Source organism: Pseudoalteromonas sp. SA25 (genome assembly GCF_011378705.1).
In the GTDB taxonomy this organism is placed as follows: Bacteria; Pseudomonadota; Gammaproteobacteria; order Enterobacterales; family Alteromonadaceae; genus Pseudoalteromonas; species Pseudoalteromonas arctica.
In genome coordinates, this window is the sequence record NZ_WTKV01000004.1 from 115,645 (window position 1) to 136,486 (window position 20,842).

General features: G+C 36.0%; 11 protein-coding genes and 1 pseudogene. 2 read left to right on the plus strand and 10 right to left on the minus strand.

Annotation, left to right across the window (positions count from 1 at the left end; all coding sequences use genetic code 11):
• Window positions 1-101: 101 nt before the first annotated feature.
• From GQR45_RS04730 to GQR45_RS04755, 6 genes are all read right to left on the minus strand, one after another.
• Window positions 102-1,049, minus strand: a complete 948-nt coding sequence (locus GQR45_RS04730; protein WP_165725273.1) for a hypothetical protein — start codon at window positions 1,047-1,049, stop codon at window positions 102-104.
• Between the two features lie 337 nt (window positions 1,050-1,386).
• Window positions 1,387-2,229 carry a WYL domain-containing protein gene (locus GQR45_RS04735; protein ID WP_165725274.1) on the minus strand — a complete coding sequence of 281 codons (843 nt, stop codon included), beginning with the start codon at window positions 2,227-2,229 and terminating at the stop codon, window positions 1,387-1,389.
• Complete coding sequence (locus GQR45_RS04740) at window positions 2,229-3,095, minus strand: hypothetical protein (protein ID WP_165725275.1); 867 nt, start codon at window positions 3,093-3,095, stop codon at window positions 2,229-2,231. Before GQR45_RS04740 ends, GQR45_RS04735 begins: the two co-directional genes overlap by 1 nt.
• Window positions 3,082-4,329, minus strand: a complete 1,248-nt coding sequence (locus tag GQR45_RS04745; RefSeq protein ID WP_165725276.1) for a hypothetical protein — start codon at window positions 4,327-4,329, stop codon at window positions 3,082-3,084. Before GQR45_RS04745 ends, GQR45_RS04740 begins: the two co-directional genes overlap by 14 nt.
• The gene (locus tag GQR45_RS04750; protein WP_165725277.1) at window positions 4,329-4,961 is read right to left on the minus strand and encodes a hypothetical protein; all 633 of its coding nucleotides are present in this window, start codon (window positions 4,959-4,961) and stop codon (window positions 4,329-4,331) included. Before GQR45_RS04750 ends, GQR45_RS04745 begins: the two co-directional genes overlap by 1 nt.
• On the minus strand, window positions 4,954-8,685 hold the full coding sequence (locus GQR45_RS04755; RefSeq protein WP_165725278.1) for an ATP-binding protein: 3,732 nt from the start codon (window positions 8,683-8,685) through the stop codon (window positions 4,954-4,956). The genes GQR45_RS04750 and GQR45_RS04755 overlap by 8 nt, the downstream gene beginning before the upstream one ends.
• Before the next feature lie 793 nt (window positions 8,686-9,478).
• Here GQR45_RS04755 and GQR45_RS04760 point away from each other — a divergent pair.
• Both GQR45_RS04760 and GQR45_RS04765 read left to right on the plus strand, forming a co-directional pair.
• Window positions 9,479-10,747 carry a hypothetical protein gene (locus GQR45_RS04760; RefSeq protein WP_165725279.1) on the plus strand — a complete coding sequence of 423 codons (1,269 nt, stop codon included), beginning with the start codon at window positions 9,479-9,481 and terminating at the stop codon, window positions 10,745-10,747.
• Between the two features lie 943 nt (window positions 10,748-11,690).
• A complete protein-coding gene (locus GQR45_RS04765) occupies window positions 11,691-14,192 on the plus strand; it encodes a M1 family metallopeptidase (RefSeq protein ID WP_165725280.1) in 2,502 nt (833 codons plus the stop codon).
• Between the two features lie 310 nt (window positions 14,193-14,502).
• On the opposite strand, the pseudogene GQR45_RS04770 reads toward GQR45_RS04765, so the two are convergent.
• The 4 genes and pseudogenes from GQR45_RS04770 to GQR45_RS04785 form a co-directional block, all read right to left on the minus strand.
• Window positions 14,503-14,694 (minus strand): annotated as a pseudogene (locus GQR45_RS04770) (transposase); the annotation flags it as partial.
• 68 nt (window positions 14,695-14,762) lie between these two features.
• Window positions 14,763-16,973 (minus strand): DUF4062 domain-containing protein, encoded by a 2,211-nt coding sequence (locus GQR45_RS04775; RefSeq protein WP_165725282.1) that lies wholly within the window; start codon window positions 16,971-16,973, stop codon window positions 14,763-14,765.
• Between the two features lie 205 nt (window positions 16,974-17,178).
• Window positions 17,179-19,071 carry an NAD-binding protein gene (locus GQR45_RS04780; RefSeq protein WP_165725283.1) on the minus strand — a complete coding sequence of 631 codons (1,893 nt, stop codon included), beginning with the start codon at window positions 19,069-19,071 and terminating at the stop codon, window positions 17,179-17,181.
• Between the two features lie 120 nt (window positions 19,072-19,191).
• The gene (locus GQR45_RS04785; protein ID WP_165725284.1) at window positions 19,192-20,781 is read right to left on the minus strand and encodes a hypothetical protein; all 1,590 of its coding nucleotides are present in this window, start codon (window positions 20,779-20,781) and stop codon (window positions 19,192-19,194) included.
• Between the last annotated feature and the right edge of the window lie 61 nt (window positions 20,782-20,842).

Sequence of the window (20,842 nt, forward strand, 5' to 3'; positions counted from 1 at the left end):
CGACATAAATGCTGAAACAAACCAATAGAACTATAAGCTTGAGGTGTTTTGTAAAGTGCTCTGTTATAGTGTGCTTCTTGTATTGAGTCATGGTTTATGTCTTATTTCTTTGATTTCTTTTTGATAATAAATGGACCGTCGCTGATCAAATCACTAGCGTCTCGTTTGCGTACATCACAATATATATAGTCTGGGTTTAAGTGTGATATTGTTTGGCACCTATCACTATTGATGCCTTTTAGATAGGCAGAATAGTTGACCGTTTTATCATCATTGGTAAGATATTGGCCTTGTGACATTAATACTTTCTGATGTTTTAGTTGATTAAAATCAGCATTACTTGGTAGGGAGAGTACAAGTTCAACAAGACTGTCCGTAGGCGCATATTCTTTCTGTGCTTGTGTAATAAAGTCTGCATTTTTACTGCAATCGGCTAGCAGATTGTTGCCTACGATAAGCGCTCGTTCTAAACCTTTGATCTTTGGCTTTGTTGAAGTGATAAGTTGCGTTCGATTATGTGTAAATAGCTGCTTCGCATAACTCTCTAGATTTACTAAAGCGCTTTGGGGTGTGTTTTCGGGTACTTTTAAAATAATTAAGTCTTGTTCATTAAGTCGTGTCTTTAACTTACTCACAACACCTGATAACACTTCTTTTGAATCTTTATTTGTCTGCGATTTGATTAAAAACCAAGTGTTATCTGCGGTGTTAAGCTCTAAATAAAACCCCGACAGTAAATCACGGTGCTTGCCGACAAAACTAGGCATTAATGTATTGGGTGAAAGACGATAGTAGAGTTGTGCATTGCACACGCCTGCAAACATCGGTAAGACTTGACCGGTATCAGAAATCACTAAATTACGTTGTTTCAATGCATGTAATAGACGCTTATCAGATGGCAAGGTACTGGTGTGTTGATAGCCTTGTTGAATTTTTATTTTCTGCTTATAGGTTATGGGGATCTTTTCTCTTGGATCAGTACTTGAACACGCTGAAAGCATCAGTAAAATGACTATAAAAAGCCCTAAATATCGCGTATTTTTTAGCATCCTTGCCTACCCTATTTAATTACTGTAAATTTTAATTTGTTAGTTACAGAGTTTAAGATTAAAAACCAATGAACTCAATGACTTCCAATTATAGTCCGGATTAGTAATCACAGCAAGAGGATTATTAATCGAACCCATAGTTCAGGTGGCATTCAGGTTGAGGCGCGGTATTTACTTGCTCATATAAAGCTTAAATCTGCTCACGATTGAGTTCGATTAAAAACTCACTCATGCTTACCATACTATTTGTAATAAAGTTATTAGTGTTATGAGTAATCAATAAAGATTCGCTAGCAATCGTATAAACAGCGCGCTACCTATGAAATTGTCCTGATAATCACCCACCAAATAACCATGGTTTAATCTCATCATAATTTTCCAAATACAAAGGCCTTTCTAAAGGATTGCTAGCTCTAACGTGTTTATTAATTAAATGAAACTGGAGATAATACTCAGCCATAGCCGCTCTTACTTTGACTGAAAAACTGTTGCCCCGCCCTTTATCCATCATGATTACGTTCTTTTGCTCACACGTTAAACTCGGTTGTGGCGCTATATGTAATTCAACGAAGGTCATCCACGCAGTGTCCTTTTCAGCGTCAATGGTCGAAGCCGAAACTAACTCAGCCTGCGTTATTCTACCTAGGTGAAAATCTCTAAATTCATTTCTAAATTCATCGAATGCCCTACAGTGCCAACGGACTCCACTATCAGCTAATGCTATTGGGTGTATTATTCGCTCTTTACCGCCAGGTTGAGATAGTGAGTAATATGTAATTTTAACAGCGTACTTTTTACTAATAGCTTGGGTAATCATTCTGACAACTTTAGGGTCAACAGAACCTGTATATAATGGGCCAAAGTCGATTGCCAATGCCCCCCAATAATCAGACTTATAAACTTGACTATTGATCCTTAAAAAGGCTGCATACTCTTGCCATGAGCCATCGATATAATGACACGAAAAAGACGCTGCAGGTTCATACCTTTTTAAGCTTTTATTGTAGATGAGTGTACCTGGGTATAGCCCTCTATAGTCAGTTAAGCTTTTAGTAATATTACTAATGGTGACTTTAAATAGTTTCGCTAAAGTTGATGCGTTTACTACACCTTCCCAATAAGCAAACATTTCAATCGCTTTTAACCTGGATCCCTTTGTGCCTAAGCCCCCATTAATCATTATATTCTCACGCCTTTTATTAAACCAAGAGGAGCATTATGAGTGATGAGATGCTCCTGTGTAATTGCTAACTTTCTCTTTCCCATATCTTCTAATATGGATTTGATTTGTGGTGGTGTTTTTTGACAGTTGATTCTTCTAAGCAACTGAGGAAACTGTTTGTCGAATTCCTCAGCTTTTGATTTCATTAAAATACTGTCAGATAAGAATGTCGGCACAACTATGTCGATATAGCAGTATTGAGATAATTTCAAAGCCATATCAATACCTGCAGCATCATGGTCAAAAAAGATACCAACATTAACACTGGGGTTGAGTTCATTAAGCATTATTTTAAGGTGATTTTGGTTTTCACCATAGCCTTTAAATAAGATAAGTGCATTTTGATATTCCTTAGGCAGATGAGGAATGACTTTATCCCAGTTTGTTATTAGCTCACCATTTTCTACAATTAATAATGTATGAATCTTAGTTATATCTAGTTTCTCATAACGCATTGAATAAACGGTGCCTGGTTGAACATGAAACGTTGAACCAATAACGGGGATCGGCGCTTTACCTGCCATAGACAACATCCCATCAAAGACGCCTCCTCTCGCCCATTTTTCATTTTTCATCTTTTTAGCTGCAATAAACCGAGTATCAACATCTAAGTCTATAACTAATAATGGTACTTCGAGTGCGTTATCAAAGTACTTTTCAATGTAAGCTAAATTTTCAGCAGTCAAATAAATTTTCTTATTTCTGATATCTGCTATATCTAGCTCTTCTACTATCATCTTAAGAACGGCGGATTCATTAATTGCTCGCGGGGATTTTTGAATTAATCGCTGAGCGGCCCGCACGGTCTTTTTATCTAACTTCATTTGAGACCTTTTTAAAAATTATGTCTTTGACATAAATAGTCCCATCGAATGGAGGGATTATTTCTCTTAATTCCTCCACGTTTGCAATTTTTAGAACAGATTTTCGCTGAGCCTCAAAGTAGCTCGTTATCATCAGCATCCAATCTTCAACACTTGAGGCAACATTTAGCTGGTGATATGCATTTTTCGCAGAGAGATCGTCAGTGTGTTCGCTGTCGAATAATGCATCAAAAAAGAATTCTACATTTTCAATCAGAGGATCCATCTTTTCATCAAGTTCAACACCACGCTCATCGGTAATAACAACGCTTTCATCCTCAGTATCAAATTGATGAGGCGTGCCGCTTGATTTTTTTAGTGCTGATAAGGATGCATCTACCAATAGCTCTTCATCCCTTGCGTTATCTAAATCGCCATAACCACCTAAAGATAACCTTTTAGCAATTGATACACACACAGGCAAATTCAAAAAAGAGGATATGTTAGGTCTATAGCCTGGCTCTGATGTGTATTTACCATGAAACGAGTCAATTAATTTATTTAACCTTTGCGCGCTTTTATCTTTCATCAGCTTATCTAGCATCTTAACCAATTTACGGTTACTGGCAGCTAAATCTTTTAGGCATTTATCGACATGAGCTTTTAAGACTTTCATAAGCAATCTTTCAAGTTGAAGGTCGACCCCTACCCAGCTATTCATTCTATCGACACTTAACTGATTGAAAACATGGTTTAACTTTGTTATTTCTTGTTTACAACGAGATGTTTGTTTAATTTTTTCATCAATGTCGCAAACAACACTAAACTCATCACCGATAATGTGATGAAACATATTAACAGTGTCTGTTAGCGTGTCCATCAACTCCATAATCGTTTCACGTATCTCATCAAAGAATCGCTCACCATCACTATAACGACGGGTTTTAGCTTGTTTATAACTTTGGATGGTATTTTCTAGGTCCTCTATCAACCCTGAAAAAGCACCATGCCTTTCTCTAAATCGGTGCCGGCTTGTTACATGATCTAATAGTCCACGGACTTTACTGTGAAGCTGAACACCTAATGACTCATCTAAATAATAGGCTAATCGGTTTTTGCTTAAAGAATTAATCACTTGCTCATTTTCTGGCAAGTCTTCAATTTGACCTCTTGCTATGTAACAAGACTCATCGATAACGTCTATATGCTTACTGAGAGCTCTTATGGCAGCCTTTGAATCTTCTTTTCTTCCCATTAGAACAACTCCACTTGTTCTTCATTACCATCACTTTCGCTTTCGATGCCCTCATATATTTTTATGAACTCTAACTGGTCGTAAATTAACGACCATTTTGCCGTAGCTGTATAGACTGCACCACTGCCACCTATTGAAGTCAGGTACTTTTCATCAACTAAGTATTGCAGTATTGAACGCAGTTTAGTTTTCGTTTCAGTCGCGTTTTGTGCTCTTTTAAACTTATGCGCGATGTTTTCTAACTGTAACTTTAGTGATGATGACTCTTCTATCGCAGCCAGTAACTCAGACTCCTTAATTCTCATACCGGCTTCTATCGGCTTTGATTCATGATCTACATTACGAACTAAACGTAACCAGTCAATTAACCCTTCTAAATTGATAATAATATATTCAAAGTGTTTTTCAACAGCGTTTCGCTTTGTTTTATCTTCAATTGAATTAAACACACAATAAAACCCTTTGCGATCTCTCGTTCTGGCAACTTTTCTACCTATACGGTGAAAGAAGTTATTTACGGACTCTTCATTCTCTGGCGTATCTAAATAGGAAAAGCTGTCTGAATTAGACACCTCACAGATGATATTTTGATTTAGCAATGCTTCAATGCAATTTTCAAAACGACTAGCCATTAGCGTCACTCCTTACAACTTGAGCAGTCGTTTGGGCAATCAGAGGGTTTTGTTTGTTTGTTTTTCTAGATACATATTTCTTTATGCCTAAATTTTTATCCACATAATTCTTAGAAGTGAAGTACCTCAAAAGTACAACCGATGGATTAGGCTGAGCACAAAATAGTGAAATATTGTTCTGATCCATAAAATCAAAAAGAAGCATGACATTTTCATCAGATAGTTCACCAAGTTCATCTAGGGGCCAATGAATAGTGATATTATGGTCTTTACACAAATAGCGTGTCATTCCACAGAAAACAACAATGACGGCCAACTTTGAAATACCCGTACTACTGATGCTCTTTAAATCAGCATCTGTTCTTATATTTACTAATCGACCATTCTCTGTCATGGAAATATCAATATCCACTAAAGACTCGATGGAACTTGAAATTCTACTGTCTTTTAGTTCAGAAATAACACTGGAAAAAGTCGTTACAAAATCTTTCTCGGGTAGGCTATCTGTGCCTAGTTCCCCCCATCGCTCCCAAACGCTGTTAAATGCCGTTAGCTCAGACCAAAGATCAAATTCATCAATTTTAGAAACAAGCTCAATCTTGATATCATCTAATGCATCGAAATTATTTGAGGTGTTGATTTCTTTAACTAACTTGGCAGATACATTTCTTACTTTCTTCTTCAAACCTGTGAGCGCTTGATAAAAACGGATGTATCTTGCACCAACCGTTTTTATCGATTCCAAAATAACAGCTTTTATATCGGGTATAGACTCTTCGATTAACACTCTTACATCGACTACGCTTTCAATATAAAGATCCTCACTAAATTTATCATGCTCCGATATAGCAATGCGCTGCTCTTCCATACTGCGCCAAATATGAAGGACTTTATTATTTGATTTCCCTGTGGCTAATAATATTTCACCGACTTTTTTAACTGCTGAACTAATTTTCCATCTGAGTGTTTTAATAGACGTTACAGCCTCTTTAGCTGATTGGATCATCACTTCTAATGGTATTGAGTCATCTAATTGGGCTGGTTGATGACCCACTGGGATCAATTGACTGTGTAATCTAATATCCTCTAAAGCAGAGTGAATAGCAGATATCGTCATTTCTAATTTTTCTATTGCTCGGTCCAACTCATTTAATACTCGATTTTTCTCATCAATAGTGCGCGCAGAGTTCTCAGTAGCTGTAGTGATTTCTTGTTCAATTTGAGAAATACTTTTATTAAGCAATGCAAGCTCTGACTCATATGATTCAACTTTACGCCAGGTAGACGATTCCCATGTCTTATAATCTGAAATAATGTGGGAAAACGCTTTCACCTCGGTGTATTTCGCTTCTGACTCTTCTTTTCTTTGTCTGGCGCCTTGAACCGTTTTTGGATCGATATCCTTATCTTTCAGTACACAATTAAATGCATCTTTTAATTCAATTAAACGCTGCTTCAAATCGTTTTTGATAACTGTTATAGCGTATTCTTTCGCTGAAATTGTCTCAACCATCTGTGAGTGCGTTGCAGAGGCATTTGCTTTAAAGGCAATAAGTTCTTCTTGGTATTTATTACGTATCTCTAATTCACATTGTTTTGTCGCATTATCAAATTGCTGTTGCACTTCAACCGCTTTCGCTATTTTATTGTCAAGTACTCGTAACCGGCTAGACACATCGTTGTCAATGGCGCGCATTTTTGATTTTTCTTGTAGTTCAAACTTAGCAATATCATCTTTATACCTTTGCTCATCTCGCAGTAGTTTGCCGATACCTAAACCAATAGTATTTACAACATTATTTAAAACTAATATTTTTTTATCTATTTCTTTAATATCTGTGACTAAATTTTCAATTTCGCGGGTTATTTCTTCTCGTTGTTGGCTTAATATTTCATCCGACAGTGCTTCTTCTGGCAGAAGTATGTTCTCTAAATCGATAAGCACACCATAAAAACAATGGTGATCTGAAGCATCGCCAATAACTGGTGATAGTGTTTTGAGCGTAAGTAGCTCTGGTCTGATTACTTTGCCAATTGTTGAACGCCAATTTTTTAAATTATGATTTAGAAAACTGCGGACAGTCCCATCCTCCGGGGTTAATCGATGGGTTATCTCGATTCTTTTATTTCTTTTAGTATCTAGCTCATTATTCTTTTGTTTTCGCTGGACTAGTAATGCTTCTCTTTCTTGCTTTTTATTATCTAGCTGCTCTTGCGCATCTTTTTGCTGTGTATAAAGGTCATTAATTAAAAAGCGGTTTAATTCTGCAATCTTATTCTTGAGGCTATCTAACGCCGCATGTTCCTCAGGTGAATAATTACTCGCCTTTTGCTGTTCAACCCGTAACCTATGAACGGTCTCCAATAAGGCTTTACTTTGAATGTTTCGTTTTTCCTTAAATGCGTGTTGTTCTTGGCTAGCTTGTTCACTTTTTAGCAGTTCTTTTTGCTGCATTTCGAGTTCAAATTGATGTAGGCTTTCTTGGAGCTGACTTATTTTTTGTGTTAATGCTAACTCTTCCCGACTTGCTTCCATTTCATGTTTGCTTACTTCTGTATCGTATGACTGCTTTTCAGAGTGGGCTGACTCTAGTATTGCTTTAAAGTGCTTTACATCTTTTTCAGCTTTATCTTCTAACGATCTTAAACCTTCGTATTCTGCTATTTTAGATACAATGTCGACTTCGGCATCCCATTTCTCACGCGCATCGTAAATGCTATCAATTAGGCTCTTTTTAGTTTCGGCTTTGTTAAAGTGCGCTCCAAATGCTGTATTGAGACGTGATAGATGCTCTTGCGATTTTCTAACAAATTCACTTTTTTCAGTTTTAAGCTGCTTTCTCTTGAAGCTTTGTTCTTCAAGTGAATTAACATTGGAGGCGAGCTCTTTTTTGAGCTTATTTTGATATGAGAGCAAGTAGCCCCATGACTCTTTTAGTCCTTCATATTGAGCAATTGATTCAGAAAATTTATCTTTGTGCTTTTCCAGCTCTATTAACGTCTCAATACTACTAACGTACTCCATATCCTCTTTGTGATAAGGCGCTTGTCCTATTTCAATTTGATCAGTTAGAAAGCTGTCAACAACCATTAATTTAAATTGCGCTAAAAGCTTATCATGGCGCATAAGTACTGATGATAATGATTCTATGTGTCTCATTTGAGAGTCGCTTGAACATAAGGAGTACTGATGTGCTAGCTGAATAAGTGAGCCTTCAGCTTTACGGCGTGTTCTTAAACGCTGCTTATCATTTTGTATTATTGAGCGATAATCAATACTCGTCGATAGTTGTTTTGAAACATCATATTCACGAGATACGCATTCTCTTAGCCATTCTTTTGCATTGTCGTAGTCGTTTAAAGCACGTAGCATTACTTGACTAAATAGAGCAACGCTGGCTGGCGCATCGATAAATCGATATGCTATAGCGTCTTTGGATCGATATAAAATAACGCATTTGGTATCCCCTGCTTTTTTATATTCGAAAACAATCATGGATTTTTTCGTGCGTAAATAGTGATTTACAAAAGAGAGCTTACCTGCTGCTCTATCTACCACCTTACTGGGCTCTAAACCATAAAATACCGGTATAAGACTAAGTAACGTCGTTTTTCCTGCTCCGTTGCCACCTGTATTATTTGTATGCCCTAAGCATTCAACCCCCGTTAACCTGCCTCTAAAGTATGAATGATGTAGGTATATCTCCACTAAACCCGTTTCCATATTGTTCTCCAAAGTTTAAGTAAGTGCATTGTTTTAATGTACATTAAAACAATGCGGTTAAAAACTGTTCATTTCTACAGTATTAACTATCTGAAACGCTATGGAGTTTATTTAGTATGTTGGGGGATATATGGCGTAATTTTTATATAGAAGACAATTCACTTTATTTTTCTGAAAATATACGTCGATATGATTACGATAGAACGTTTTTCTTCTACAAAGATATAGCTTCATTACTCATGGGAATAAAGCCGTTTTAAGAGTTTTCATGGGTAAAAACATTCGATTCTGCTGCCGTTCAACAAGTGGCACGATACTTAGAAATAGCATTAAGAACACGATTTCCAAAGCATAAGATCTCATATAAAAAGAAAAACTACACAATGATAGTTTTAGAGCGGTCAATAATTCAAACAGCATCTGTGTTAAAAATGGCACTAATTAGTACCATCAAGGTAGGTAAAGTGTCGATCGTTTTGCATCGCGACCAGTAAGTAAATAAATACAGTAACCGTCCTGTATCGTTATGGAAGCGGGCATGCAGCATCACTCAATAAGCTTTTACTTAAAGAAAATGAAGTAAAGAATTTTTAATCCGTAATAGCTATAAGCTTTCGGGAGTCACAGCAATTGCGATGCTTGATATCATCACAAATAAAACTTCTATAAACAGAAGGTTATGAAAAAACTGATCATGAAGAGGGAATTCAGTTGGTGGTTAATTTTCAGGTAGATGCGCAATTTAAATTTTCATACATAATGTTTTTATTTCAACAAAACAGGTGTAATAATTATGGCTATCCAAAAAAGTAAAACAAAAGTAACTGGGTATTCTGAGTGTATAATCCCACAATATAAGCATTTAAGTGTATCTCTCCTTTTAAAGATTAATCTCAATTTTATTAAAAGCATTTATTCCGATATTGAACCCAAACAACCCATTACTCATCGCAACGAATGTAAGCCTTTAGTAATCGATGCCGACTTCTGGGGGGGGGATATGATGTTTCTATGTAAAACAGTAGTCCTAAAAAAACAAGGCAAGTCTTCAATTAATTGGCGTCAAGTTACTTTGCTATTAAACAACGACGAGACAGGATTCGAAGTATTCGAATACTACGGGCAGAAAAAAACATCCTACATGCGCGAAGTGCTTAGAATGTCATATGATGTCGTGGGCGTCGCTATTTTGAATTTTAATAACATCGTTAGTTCTCGTGTTATTGATGGTTATGAGCAGGTGGAGTCTTTGTGTAAGGAAGCGTCAAACGTCCCATTCGTTATTTTTAAACCACCAGCGTTTAAGCACAACAACAAAACAACATACGCTGAACAATTTCAGAGCACAGAAAAACCGGCGGCCATTGAGGTGCCTGTAGGTGATCGCCTTTATATACGTTTTGGGTGCGAATCTCTGAGTTCGATTAAGGCGGTAACATCTTCAAATCAGCCTGTGGAGCTTTCACTTCCTGTATCTGAAATGATATTAGAAAAAGTAAAAATAGGGCAAATCGAAAACGGCGTTATTGAGTGTTACGTCTATGGGAGCGATTTAGTGATTACGGATATATCGTCTATTAACGGTTTCGAAATTAAACTCCCTTACTGCGAACGCCTACTGCGTGCAAAAGAGATTTTCGGCTTCAGCAGTGATTTTGATTACCCAAACATAATGACGACATTAGATGAGCTAAAAAACTCAAAAGCGAATTACTTTTTGGTGAAGCAAAACACGCACACAACCATGGCTGGTGGATGCTTTACTATACCAAATTTCTACACAGTCGCGTGTGTTGTAATTAATGTACATACAACATGTAAAAACATATACACCGCCTATTTTTGGGGTGAAGAAAACTATATTAAAATAGGGACTTTTCGGTACCCACAACAAATTCGTGAAGGTAGCCGTGTCCATATAGGGTTTAATCAACTTGAAAACGGGATGCCCGCTCGAATTTGGTTAAGTCCTTTCCAGCCCTATAACTTTGATGACACGAGCGAAGATGGAATTGGGGTTGATCAAATGCAGAATTACGAGGAAACGTGGATAGGTATTTAAGGTAAGACCTCGAATTAAGGAAATATGGTAGAAGTTAAATTTAGAGTTCTTTTTTACTCTCAACACGAGATAAAATTATGAATAAAGCGTATCTAACAATCTATTAAATACTGTCGTTTTAAAACAAACCAAAGCGGCGAGCTTAACTCTGAGCTATGCCGCCAGCATGTTAAAAGTCATTCAACCTTTTATAAATAGTACCTACCTTTTTAAGGCTGAATAAATAAAGGAGAAAGTAAAGCTGGTATTAAGTAGTATAGTAAAACGAAATATCGTGTATACTGTTCATTAAGTGTACAATTGTACAGTAAAAACTGTACACTTATTTGCTAACTGATAGATATATAATATAGCTTGGAGAGCACATAGTTTTGACTAATGATTTTCATTTGTTAAATAACCTAATCGAGGAAGTACACTCTAAAACAGCAAAGTGCCAAATGCCTTTGGACTTTTTAATGACTTCTGATTTTATAAAATCTCATTCTTATTTCAAAACTTTACAATGCTTAAAGACAGCAAGTGGTCTAATCGAAAAGCACATAACTGAAAAAGATTTGTACTCTAGCTGTGAATGGAACTGTTTTATTCGTAAAAATACCGTATTTAATACTTGGAGAGATATGCGACTGAAAGCTACCACTATTTATATAAAGTACAAGTTACCTCACCCTATATAAACTGCTTTTAAAAGCCTATCTACCCATGAATATATAACCTCCTGATTAGTACTTCGCGTTCTCACTCAACTTGCAAGCTTTGCTCTTAATTTTTAATCTTCCTTGAATATTTAGCTCAGAGCGAATGTTCAAATAAATAGCAGCTCTCAATACGAACTAATTTTCACACCTCTGATGATGTTTACTTTTTAAAATACGTTGGCTTTTAAGAACTAGGTTGGTATTTTAGTTCTTCACAATAAAAAGACGAAATGGAATGTCACTTGAAGTATTTTTTTGCGCTGCACCTTTTAATAGCCCTATTCTCCTCCCCCATAAAAGCCAACGATTATAGGTTACCTAAAAACATTATTCTAAATTCACAGGCAGTAAGTCTGGATTTAGATCCCTCTAAAGCTAGTTTTTCAGGCGAAACTACCTTTGATTTAAGTGCACACATACCAACTGATGTTATTTCTTACCATAGCAAACATTTAGTGATTGAATCTGTTGAATTAACTCATAATGCTCACTCTGTAAGCTTGCCCATTGAAAAGCCGAATACCTTCGACATAGTTCACCATAAACTAGACGAAATGATCAGCGGTCAAGCAAAGCTGCACATTAAATTTAAAGGTGAGTTTTCTAACCAAGCACGAGGGGTATTTGTTCAAAAAAGTGATACAGAAGCCCCTTATATATTTTCACAATTTCAACCAATGCAAGCTCGGCGCGTTTTCCCAAGCTTTAATGAACCAGATAAAAAAACGGTATTTCAGTTTACTTTAACAATCCCATCAGACCTTAACGCCCTTCACAATAGCAAAATATTATCTACAAAAGTTGAGTCTGATAAAAAGGTTATTAGGTTTGAGAAAACAACTAAAATACCTACCGATGTTTTAGCTATTGCAGTCGGTGTATTTGATAAAAAAAGACTAGCAGGCACACGCTACAATACTACGCTGTTCTCACCAAAAGGATTAATCTATGCTTACCATGAAGAAATACCTACCCTCATCAACAACACGATTACCTATTTATCAGATTATTTAGCGCAACCTTTTCCATACGATAAATTAGACTTTTTTATTGCCCCTTTTGAATCCAGTGCAGCGATGGAAAATGTAGGTTTAATTGCACTTAGCCCCAAAGAAATTCCTGAACTTGGTGCAAGCGATGATGATATGTGTAACTTTAGAAAACTTATCGCTCACGAAATCGCACATATGTGGTTTGGTAATGACATAACCATGCAATGGTATGATGATTACTGGATGAATGAATCCTTCAGTGAATTTTTTGCAGCCCACATTATCCAACACTACTATCCGACACAGGCTCAATGTACTTATACTCCTCAATCAGTTTCATTAGAGGACGATAACGATAAACAACGCGCGGTAAGACACCAAGTTAGATCTGCAACAGAACAAGATGGAACAGGCCAGCTTGTTTATAGTAAAGGCTTCTCTGTATTAGCGATGATTGAACAGAGCATGGGTGAAGATACGTTTAAAAATCTGATACGCAAGTATGTAGATAATACAAAAGGAAGCGTAACCTCTTTAGCTACTTTTGAACACTTCCTTCCAAAAACACTAAAAAATATACCTGCCTCATTTTTAAATCATTCATCCTATCCGCTCGTAACGATGTATCGCGAGGGGGATCAACTTTACGTAAAACAAAAAAATTATTTTGAGAAGGATAAACTGTGGAGTATTCCTTTAACATTAAAGCTGTACGATACAGGTAAATTAACCTATAAAAATGTGCTTTTAAATACTGAAAGTATGTCTTTAGATGGGGTTTCACCTACAACACAAGTATTTATTGATACACAAGGCGTTGGGTACTTTCGTTACATGGATAAAACCAACAATGCTAAGTTTCCACTCAATTTATTGAGCGATTCAGAAAAATTATCCTACATGGAAAATAATGAAGCATTGGCAAGCTCTGCCTATATTGATTATATAAGCTATGTAGACACGCTAATACTCACACTAAATAATCTCCCTACAGATAGTATTGAATCATCAAAAGCATTAAATAGTTTTATAAACTCTTTCATTGAGTTTATTCCAACTCACTTGAAGCCGTCTTATACACGTTATTTGCTGTCACAGTTACCAGCAGATATTGATTGGAAAACTGTCTTTAATAAACGTAATGGTGGAGATTGGTTAGAATTTTATGGTGTTTATTTAAAATCGGAGACAGCCATAAAGTTTGCAAAAAACATTCTCAAGGAAGGCAATATTATGGATTCCCTCCATCGAGTATCTATTTTAAGAGTTGTTGCTGCCCACTCATCGGATATTGAGTATCGAAAACTAGTAAAGATGTTTAGTAAAGGTGGTATCAAATTTAAAGAAGACTTGCTGGATTCGCTAGGAACCACAGAAAAAGCTTCACAAATCACTGCATTTTATGAGTTGCTACTTAGTGATTTAGCAACTGAATTTACGATTGACTATCGATTCCAATTTCCGGCTCTGAACGCAAAAAATAGAGCGTTCGTTGCTCATTACATTACTGAAAATAAAGCTCGAATTTTAAGTCGGATCCCCAAAGAAGGTTCGCAGTGGTTTGTATATAATTTTATGACAGCCTGCTCCAGTGCTGAAAGTAAGCTTATAGAAAGTACATTCGAGAGCTGGAAAAATATTGATGGGTTGCCTCAAAAATTAAATGTTGTTTTAAGTGGGATTAATGAATGTATTGTTAATTCGAAAGTTAAGGTGAGCAGTATAGTTAATAGGGTTAATACTAAGATTTAGCTGTATTTAGTATAATTACCAAGGGATTGTGTCGTAAATTAAAAGTACTCTCAAAAGTTAGCCCAAAGAAGCCCTGTGTTCTTTAGTCACTGGGTACTTTACTTTTGATTCTTCGCAAAATACGTAGCCTTTTTAAAGTAAGCGCGCATTTAAACTGTGCGCTTAGTTATGATCGAAGTCTAGCTGTACATTCCACCGCATTAGGTCGGTAAAATTATCATCACCCACATCTCGATTCGGCAACGTTTTAAATAAATGCAGAAAGCAGTAATAGGAATTGATGTCACTTTCACTACGCATCAACACAATATTATAGTATGTGGCGCTTGCTTGGCACCATTAATTGACTTTGAGAATTGTCAGTTTTCCTACCGATAATAAACGGCCGAATATCTCGCTCAATAATATTATTATCAATCCCTAGTTCGTAATCTTCACTATGTCGCATTAATTTCGGCCATTGATTGAGTGTATATTTTATCGTTTTACCAATGTAGCTCGCTGCGGTCGCTTCATCAAGCCGCGCTTTAAAGTGCATTAATATGGGTAATAAACATGAACGACCTGTTACTAAGATATTTTATTTGGAGCAAAACTTAATATTCGATCAATTGTACTACAGAAATAAAATACTGTGCTTTGTTCCGGATGTATCGCTTTTGCATACTGAGAAAATTTTTTCAACCCTTTTTCCTCTATAATAATAGCTAAAGATTCGAGTAACTCATTCCCACCATCTACACCTTTAACTTTATTGGTAAAGAAAAGTTGTTTATTTAAGTCAAAAAGAGTTTTTAGAGTATTTTCTTGATCCCACTCGGCCATAATAACGGTGATGCTATCACGAACTGATGCTAAAAATCTTGAATGTGAAAGATCAGAAATACGACGAAGCTTTCCAATCAAATAACCTCCATCACTATAGTCAATTGATGGGGATATCGCATAAAGCTCGGCATAAAAATGATCCAGTTTTTGCCATTGTTTACTCTCAACTAGATAATAAGGGAGCGCTTCCCTCAATCTTAAAGATGAAAGTCTACCCGAAAAGTTGAAAAAATGGTCAGCAAGTAAAGTATGTAGTTCAAGTCTCCCCCCTATAGCTTCAGATAACTTGTAGCGACTCCAAACAGCATCATCCATTATATGATTTATAAAGTGGTAAGTTCCGCCATCAATACCCATATATGACAGCTGGGGATCAAATAGACGAAGCACTTCAATAATATTTCTTTGAGTACAATCTAGCCCATGCTTTTTAAGTAATTCATACAGCTCGTATTCTGTCAGTCCAGTAAGTGATATTCGAATTAATGACAAAATCGACTTGACTAAGTCACGACCAAGAGCATTTTCACGGCTCTCAATGACCTTGTCAAATAAGCTAATTAAGCCCTCACTCTCTAAGTAATATTTCAGATGAGCTGTTACTTCATTTGATACACCATGAGCTGTACGAGCCTTTAAACGTCCAAATAAACGTATTTCATCAAGCACTGTTTTTAAAAAAAGTGGATTTCTTGTTAATGAATTAGCATCAATAAGATTGATTTGCTCATTATTTAATCGCTTACTATAACGACTGGTAAACTTATCAATTATTAGTTTTCGTCTATAGTCATTTAGTTGCGGGACTTCTAATGTCAGCCCACCTGTTAAGTGAGTTCTTGTGGTTATGATCAAAACATTTTCAGGTAGGTCAGTAAAACAGTTATAAACTTTGTTTCCATTGCAATCAAGAATTAAAACTACCGGTTTTTTATATGCCTGTAACTGTTCTCGCATATACTTATCCAGTTGATTAAGTTGTTGGGCTTGTTCAATTCCATTTTTTGGCGCATTCAGTTCGTGCAGTAAACGAATTACTAACTCTTGATTTGATATATGACCATTTAATTCAAGATAATGTTCAAAGATCAATGCATCTACTCGCCGCTCTTTCGTTCTATAAGCCCACTCAGCCAATAATGCAGATTTACCTATACCTGATGGACCACAAATGACTACCGTTCGTTCACATTGATTATGTAAACTATCGAGGTGTTTATCAAGCCTAGAAATTGATGTTTCGTCTGCAATATAATCCTGACGCTTAGACTGGATATAGCCTTGGAGTCTAAAGTTAGCTCGCTCAATTTTGGAAGGTACTTCCATTTCAGGCCAACGATATTTAATCACTTTTATCAGATCTGCTCTGATTCTCTTCCCTAATGAGTCTAAAGAGGTATAGCCATCAAATAAATGCTCTGTATTATCGGTTTCTATTACCCAACTTCGAATATTATCTTTTAACTGTGCCAATTTATTTTGTGAAAACTCAGATTCTTCTATACCTAATGGGTAATCTTTTTTAAAATAAAAAAAAGCATCTACGGCATTTGTATTTTTCAGCACCCCATACCTTATTTCCATCTCTGTTATGCTTTGCTTCTGTATTAATGATTCAGAGACGAATACATCCAAATTTTCCTGATGTTCTACCTTTAGAACGCTCTCTCTTTCTTCTGGGATCCAGCCATACCGTTGGCCTAATATACCTATAAAGAAGGGCTGACTATTTGCTACCTCTCCTAAACAAACACTTAAAATATCGCCATTACTTGTATCTTCACTATTTATCCCCCAGCGGAGATCTACCGGAGAAAAGTTAACACCACGTTCCCAGCACATCTTACGTATTTCTGGAAATATTTGCTGGTTCAGCATATCCCGCTCATCATGCATATCGTTGAAAGTTGATGAGATAAAAACACGAAATTCTCGATTATCTTTGCTAAACATATATTTTCCTTAATAATTTCACTATATTTACTGAGAAATGAACATAATCCCTTAACGGATGTAGACGTTACTAAATTTACAACTGAAATGGTTGTATCTTACGCAATCTCATATTCAACATCTGACACTCTCAACTAAAATACTAAATCTATACTTTGAATTACTTCAGGTGCAGTAATTGTTAAATTAGCAGTATCCTCACCTATTAACTTTGCTCTCCTAAGGCCAAGGATTCAGCAATATGGTAAATGTTTTTATAGTCATATTTAAGTGTTTCTGCTTTTTTATCTTTGAGCATTTCCCAGCTTAATAGGCAATCGTGTGTTTTCATCGCTTCATCTTTCACTTCGCCATATCGCCAATTATTCACAATATGGAATGCATTCCATCTGTCATGTTCAGCTCTTGCTAACGCATGTATTCTTTGTGTGAGTTGTTGGTTATTCAAGCCAGTTTTCTTTTTAATGAATACAACCCAGCGTTGAATAAGGTCTATATTTAAATCAGAGAACTCATCCAAATAAGGTAGGTACGCTAAGGACTCAGTCTCTACTGGTGACCCTTCAAACACTGAGGTAGGTATATCGCCACCTAAAGCCAATAATTTCATTGGGAAATGGCGCTTTTCTGTAAAATTTGAACGTCGCTTAAAGAGGGGTTGATTGAGCCAATGCAACCATTTAGTTGGCTCAGTAATCTCTTTGTCGTGTATTTCTATTTGTCTAGATAGCTCATCGAGGGTTGAACCACTAAATTTGAGCTCCGACTTTACGTAAATGTTATGGCTACGCTGGGCAAAGACTTCACTTTTGCTATCTAATAACTGATTAACACTTAATATTTTTTTAAAAGCACCAAAGGACTTAATTTGTTGATGTTCAATATCGTGGTTTAACGCATTATAATAATGAAAAGTAGTTGTATGATCCGAGGCTTTAGCCTGCTCTAAAGTACATAGCTCATACAAATGAAGTATTTTCCTTAAAGCGATATCTTCATCTTCATCGCATACAATAATGTGATTAAAGTTAGAGGGATTTTGAAGCTGCTCTTCTGTTTCAATAAAGCTAATATCCCATAAATCTAAACCCCGACCATTACAATGCTCAAGCACTTGGTGATGAGTAATAAAAAAATCGTTAGGTCCTTTTATTACTACTGTGATTTTTACTTTTTTATGGTTACAAAAATGTGAAAGTAATAATAGCTCCCTAAGAATCGACTCACCTATTTCACCAAAGCCCGAAATAAGTACACTGACAGCTTCACCTTCATTTGAGCTAGTATTAGTATTGCCACCTAAATTCATAGATTGCACTAACTCGATAGCTGCCTTTTCACTTAAATTAAATATATTAATTAATAGACCAGAAGACTGCTTTCTAATATTTGCAATAGAATAAAAAGCACTGGGCTCAAACAACTTGTAACTCATTACATTATCAATACCTATATGGCAGTATAAATCAGGCTTATACTTTGATTTTACAAGAGTTTTCAAAATATCTAAATTGGTTAAATCACACCCGGTAATAGCAACCATTGCTTTTGCATTCAAAATAGATGCATTTAATTGGACTGTAAGGTCTGATGCATCTCCTATAATTACAGTAACATGCTTCTTTTTATAGTGACTCAATAATGGGTTATTGTTCTCTTTCTCGACAACAACGACTCGTTCTTTATTACTAAGTAAATCATCAATTAAATAGCGGCTTTCGTTATTCAATCCAAAAACAATATAATGTTCCTTATAAAATTTCACTAACAAATTACTTCTAAACCAACTCCCCAAGGCAAAAAACGCAGCAAACGCGATTGAGAAAAAAACAGAACATGCAGCAGTTAGTCTTGCCGCTGAAATGGCCCAATGCTTAATAGCATCCTCAGCAGGCGATGAGATCATCGAGAACAACTTGATTGTATTGTAAAACACGTCCAACCAACGGGTTAGATCTGGATAAGTAATATTAGTTTTAGCAACATAAACAGAACTAAACCCATATAATCCCAACACAATCGTAAGCAACACAAAACACGTTAAAATAGCTATGCCAGTGATATTTAATGGGATCTGAGGTCCCTTGTTGGCTTCCATTCACTTTTCCTTTTTGATTAATAGCACTCAGTTCCTATCATTCCTATCTTGCTAAAACTAATTCATAGAATGATAACTATTGCACTTTATAACTACTTCGATATCTATAAACGATATAAACTATCCACCGCTGGCTGGCTTATGTTGACGGTTAATTCGCGTTGTATACCAGCTAAAGTTCTCTTGTGCGCACTCTATGCAGAGTTGGTTCGTTATTTTAGCTATACCTACTTCTGATTCTGTAGCACTTAGCCAACGTTTTATTGATTTAAATTTACTTATTTGCTGGTGATAACGCATCTCGTTTTCTTCAAGCGCGAAATTAAATACAAGCTGTTCAAAAGCTAGACCGACCAGAGGTAAAAAGCCAATAAGGAACATAATAATATGCTTAATAGGATAAAGCTTATAGAAGACACTGACCTTAAATGCGGTTAATGTAACAACGATCATTAAAAATGTACAAAATACGACAATAGAGAGCCCTGTATTAGTAAATCTATGTAGCAGCTTCTCAAGACCATCTAGCTTAGGCTTAGGCTTATGAGTACTGTTAGGCACTTTATCTGTATTACCATGTAGCTTTACGTTGAAGTACCTAAGTTGCTCCTCAATAAGTGAGGTTAAAATGATTTTTTTTCGCGTCGAAATTGCTATGTTTTCACTAACCTTATGTAATGGAAACGCTCTAACTATGTGCGCTACCCAATCTGTTTTAACATTAGCTAGGCTCACCTGCTTTTCAAACTGGAAAGCATCTGTTTTATTTCCAGAATAACTGACTAACTGAAATAACTTAAGCCTGAGTACTTCAGCGCACAATCGATATGCTAAGTGCTTTTTAAGAGAGGCTTTTTTCTTCATTTTATAGAATGTAAATATGCCTCCTGTGTAAGCTGTTAAATAAACAATAAGCAACCAAGGACTTTGGGTAAATACTTTTGCATAGAGTAAGAAGGAAGCACCTAAAATAAGAGTGAGTGAAAATAAGACCCAAAATCCTAAGTTACTTCTAGTCTGATGGTTACTTGCCAGTGCATCAAACTTGCAGCCAAAGTCATAGAATTCAGCTAAATTATACTCGTTTTCTTTTTTTTCAAAGGCCAGGCTCTCTCTTAAGTTATCATCTGTATATTGTATTGAAACTGCATTTAACTCTGATGATATATTGTTGAAGTCAGTAATAAATGTATTAAATCCATCATCCTCATTATCTCTATAAAAATGTGCTAATACTTCATTTTCAAAAACACGTACTTCATATAAAAATGGAAGGAACTCGTCATTATTAGCAAAGTACTCCATATTCTCAGTTATGTTTTTTTCTGGAAAAACTACACTTTCAATTATAGCGTGGGCTCTAGAAGTGTTACCCTCAAAAAGACTGTTAGCACTATCATGAACAACCATCAATGCATTACACTTCTTTATTAAGAAGTCTGCTTGATACACTTCCCCAGTTGTCCCTAAAGGATCCAGTACTTCTGTAGTTAAATTGAGCTTTTCAGCTTCTCGATGAATTTCTTTCTCTGTCGATGTTATAAGGTAAGTCAAAAGTATAGGCTCAAATGGAAGTGATGCAATATCGCTAACTTGAGCATTTTTTAAGAGAAGCTCTACAAAAGAATGAAGTGACAACCCTGCCATCTTTAGTCCGTTTTCTTGAGACAACTCATCCCCGATGAGGCCTAGGTATAGTTTTGTTTTCATTTCATCCTTTAAACAATTTTTCTTATCATTTTAGTATTCTACCCTAACACGAAGGTGTAGT

Excerpts from the sequence above, each read along its gene's own strand:
- GQR45_RS04730 (WP_165725273.1), bottom strand. The coding sequence starts at position 1,049 with ATGCTAAAAAATACGCGATATTTAGGGCTTTTTATAGTCATTTTACTG.
- GQR45_RS04735 (WP_165725274.1), bottom strand. The coding sequence starts at position 2,229 with ATGATTAATGGGGGCTTAGGCACAAAGGGATCCAGGTTAAAAGCGATT.
- GQR45_RS04740 (WP_165725275.1), bottom strand. The coding sequence starts at position 3,095 with ATGAAGTTAGATAAAAAGACCGTGCGGGCCGCTCAGCGATTAATTCAA.
- GQR45_RS04745 (WP_165725276.1), bottom strand. The coding sequence starts at position 4,329 with ATGGGAAGAAAAGAAGATTCAAAGGCTGCCATAAGAGCTCTCAGTAAG.
- GQR45_RS04750 (WP_165725277.1), bottom strand. The coding sequence starts at position 4,961 with ATGGCTAGTCGTTTTGAAAATTGCATTGAAGCATTGCTAAATCAAAAT.
- GQR45_RS04755 (WP_165725278.1), bottom strand. The coding sequence starts at position 8,685 with ATGGAAACGGGTTTAGTGGAGATATACCTACATCATTCATACTTTAGA.
- GQR45_RS04760 (WP_165725279.1), top strand. The coding sequence starts at position 9,479 with ATGGCTATCCAAAAAAGTAAAACAAAAGTAACTGGGTATTCTGAGTGT.
- GQR45_RS04775 (WP_165725282.1), bottom strand. The coding sequence starts at position 16,973 with ATGTTTAGCAAAGATAATCGAGAATTTCGTGTTTTTATCTCATCAACT.
- GQR45_RS04780 (WP_165725283.1), bottom strand. The coding sequence starts at position 19,071 with ATGGAAGCCAACAAGGGACCTCAGATCCCATTAAATATCACTGGCATA.
- GQR45_RS04785 (WP_165725284.1), bottom strand. The coding sequence starts at position 20,781 with ATGAAAACAAAACTATACCTAGGCCTCATCGGGGATGAGTTGTCTCAA.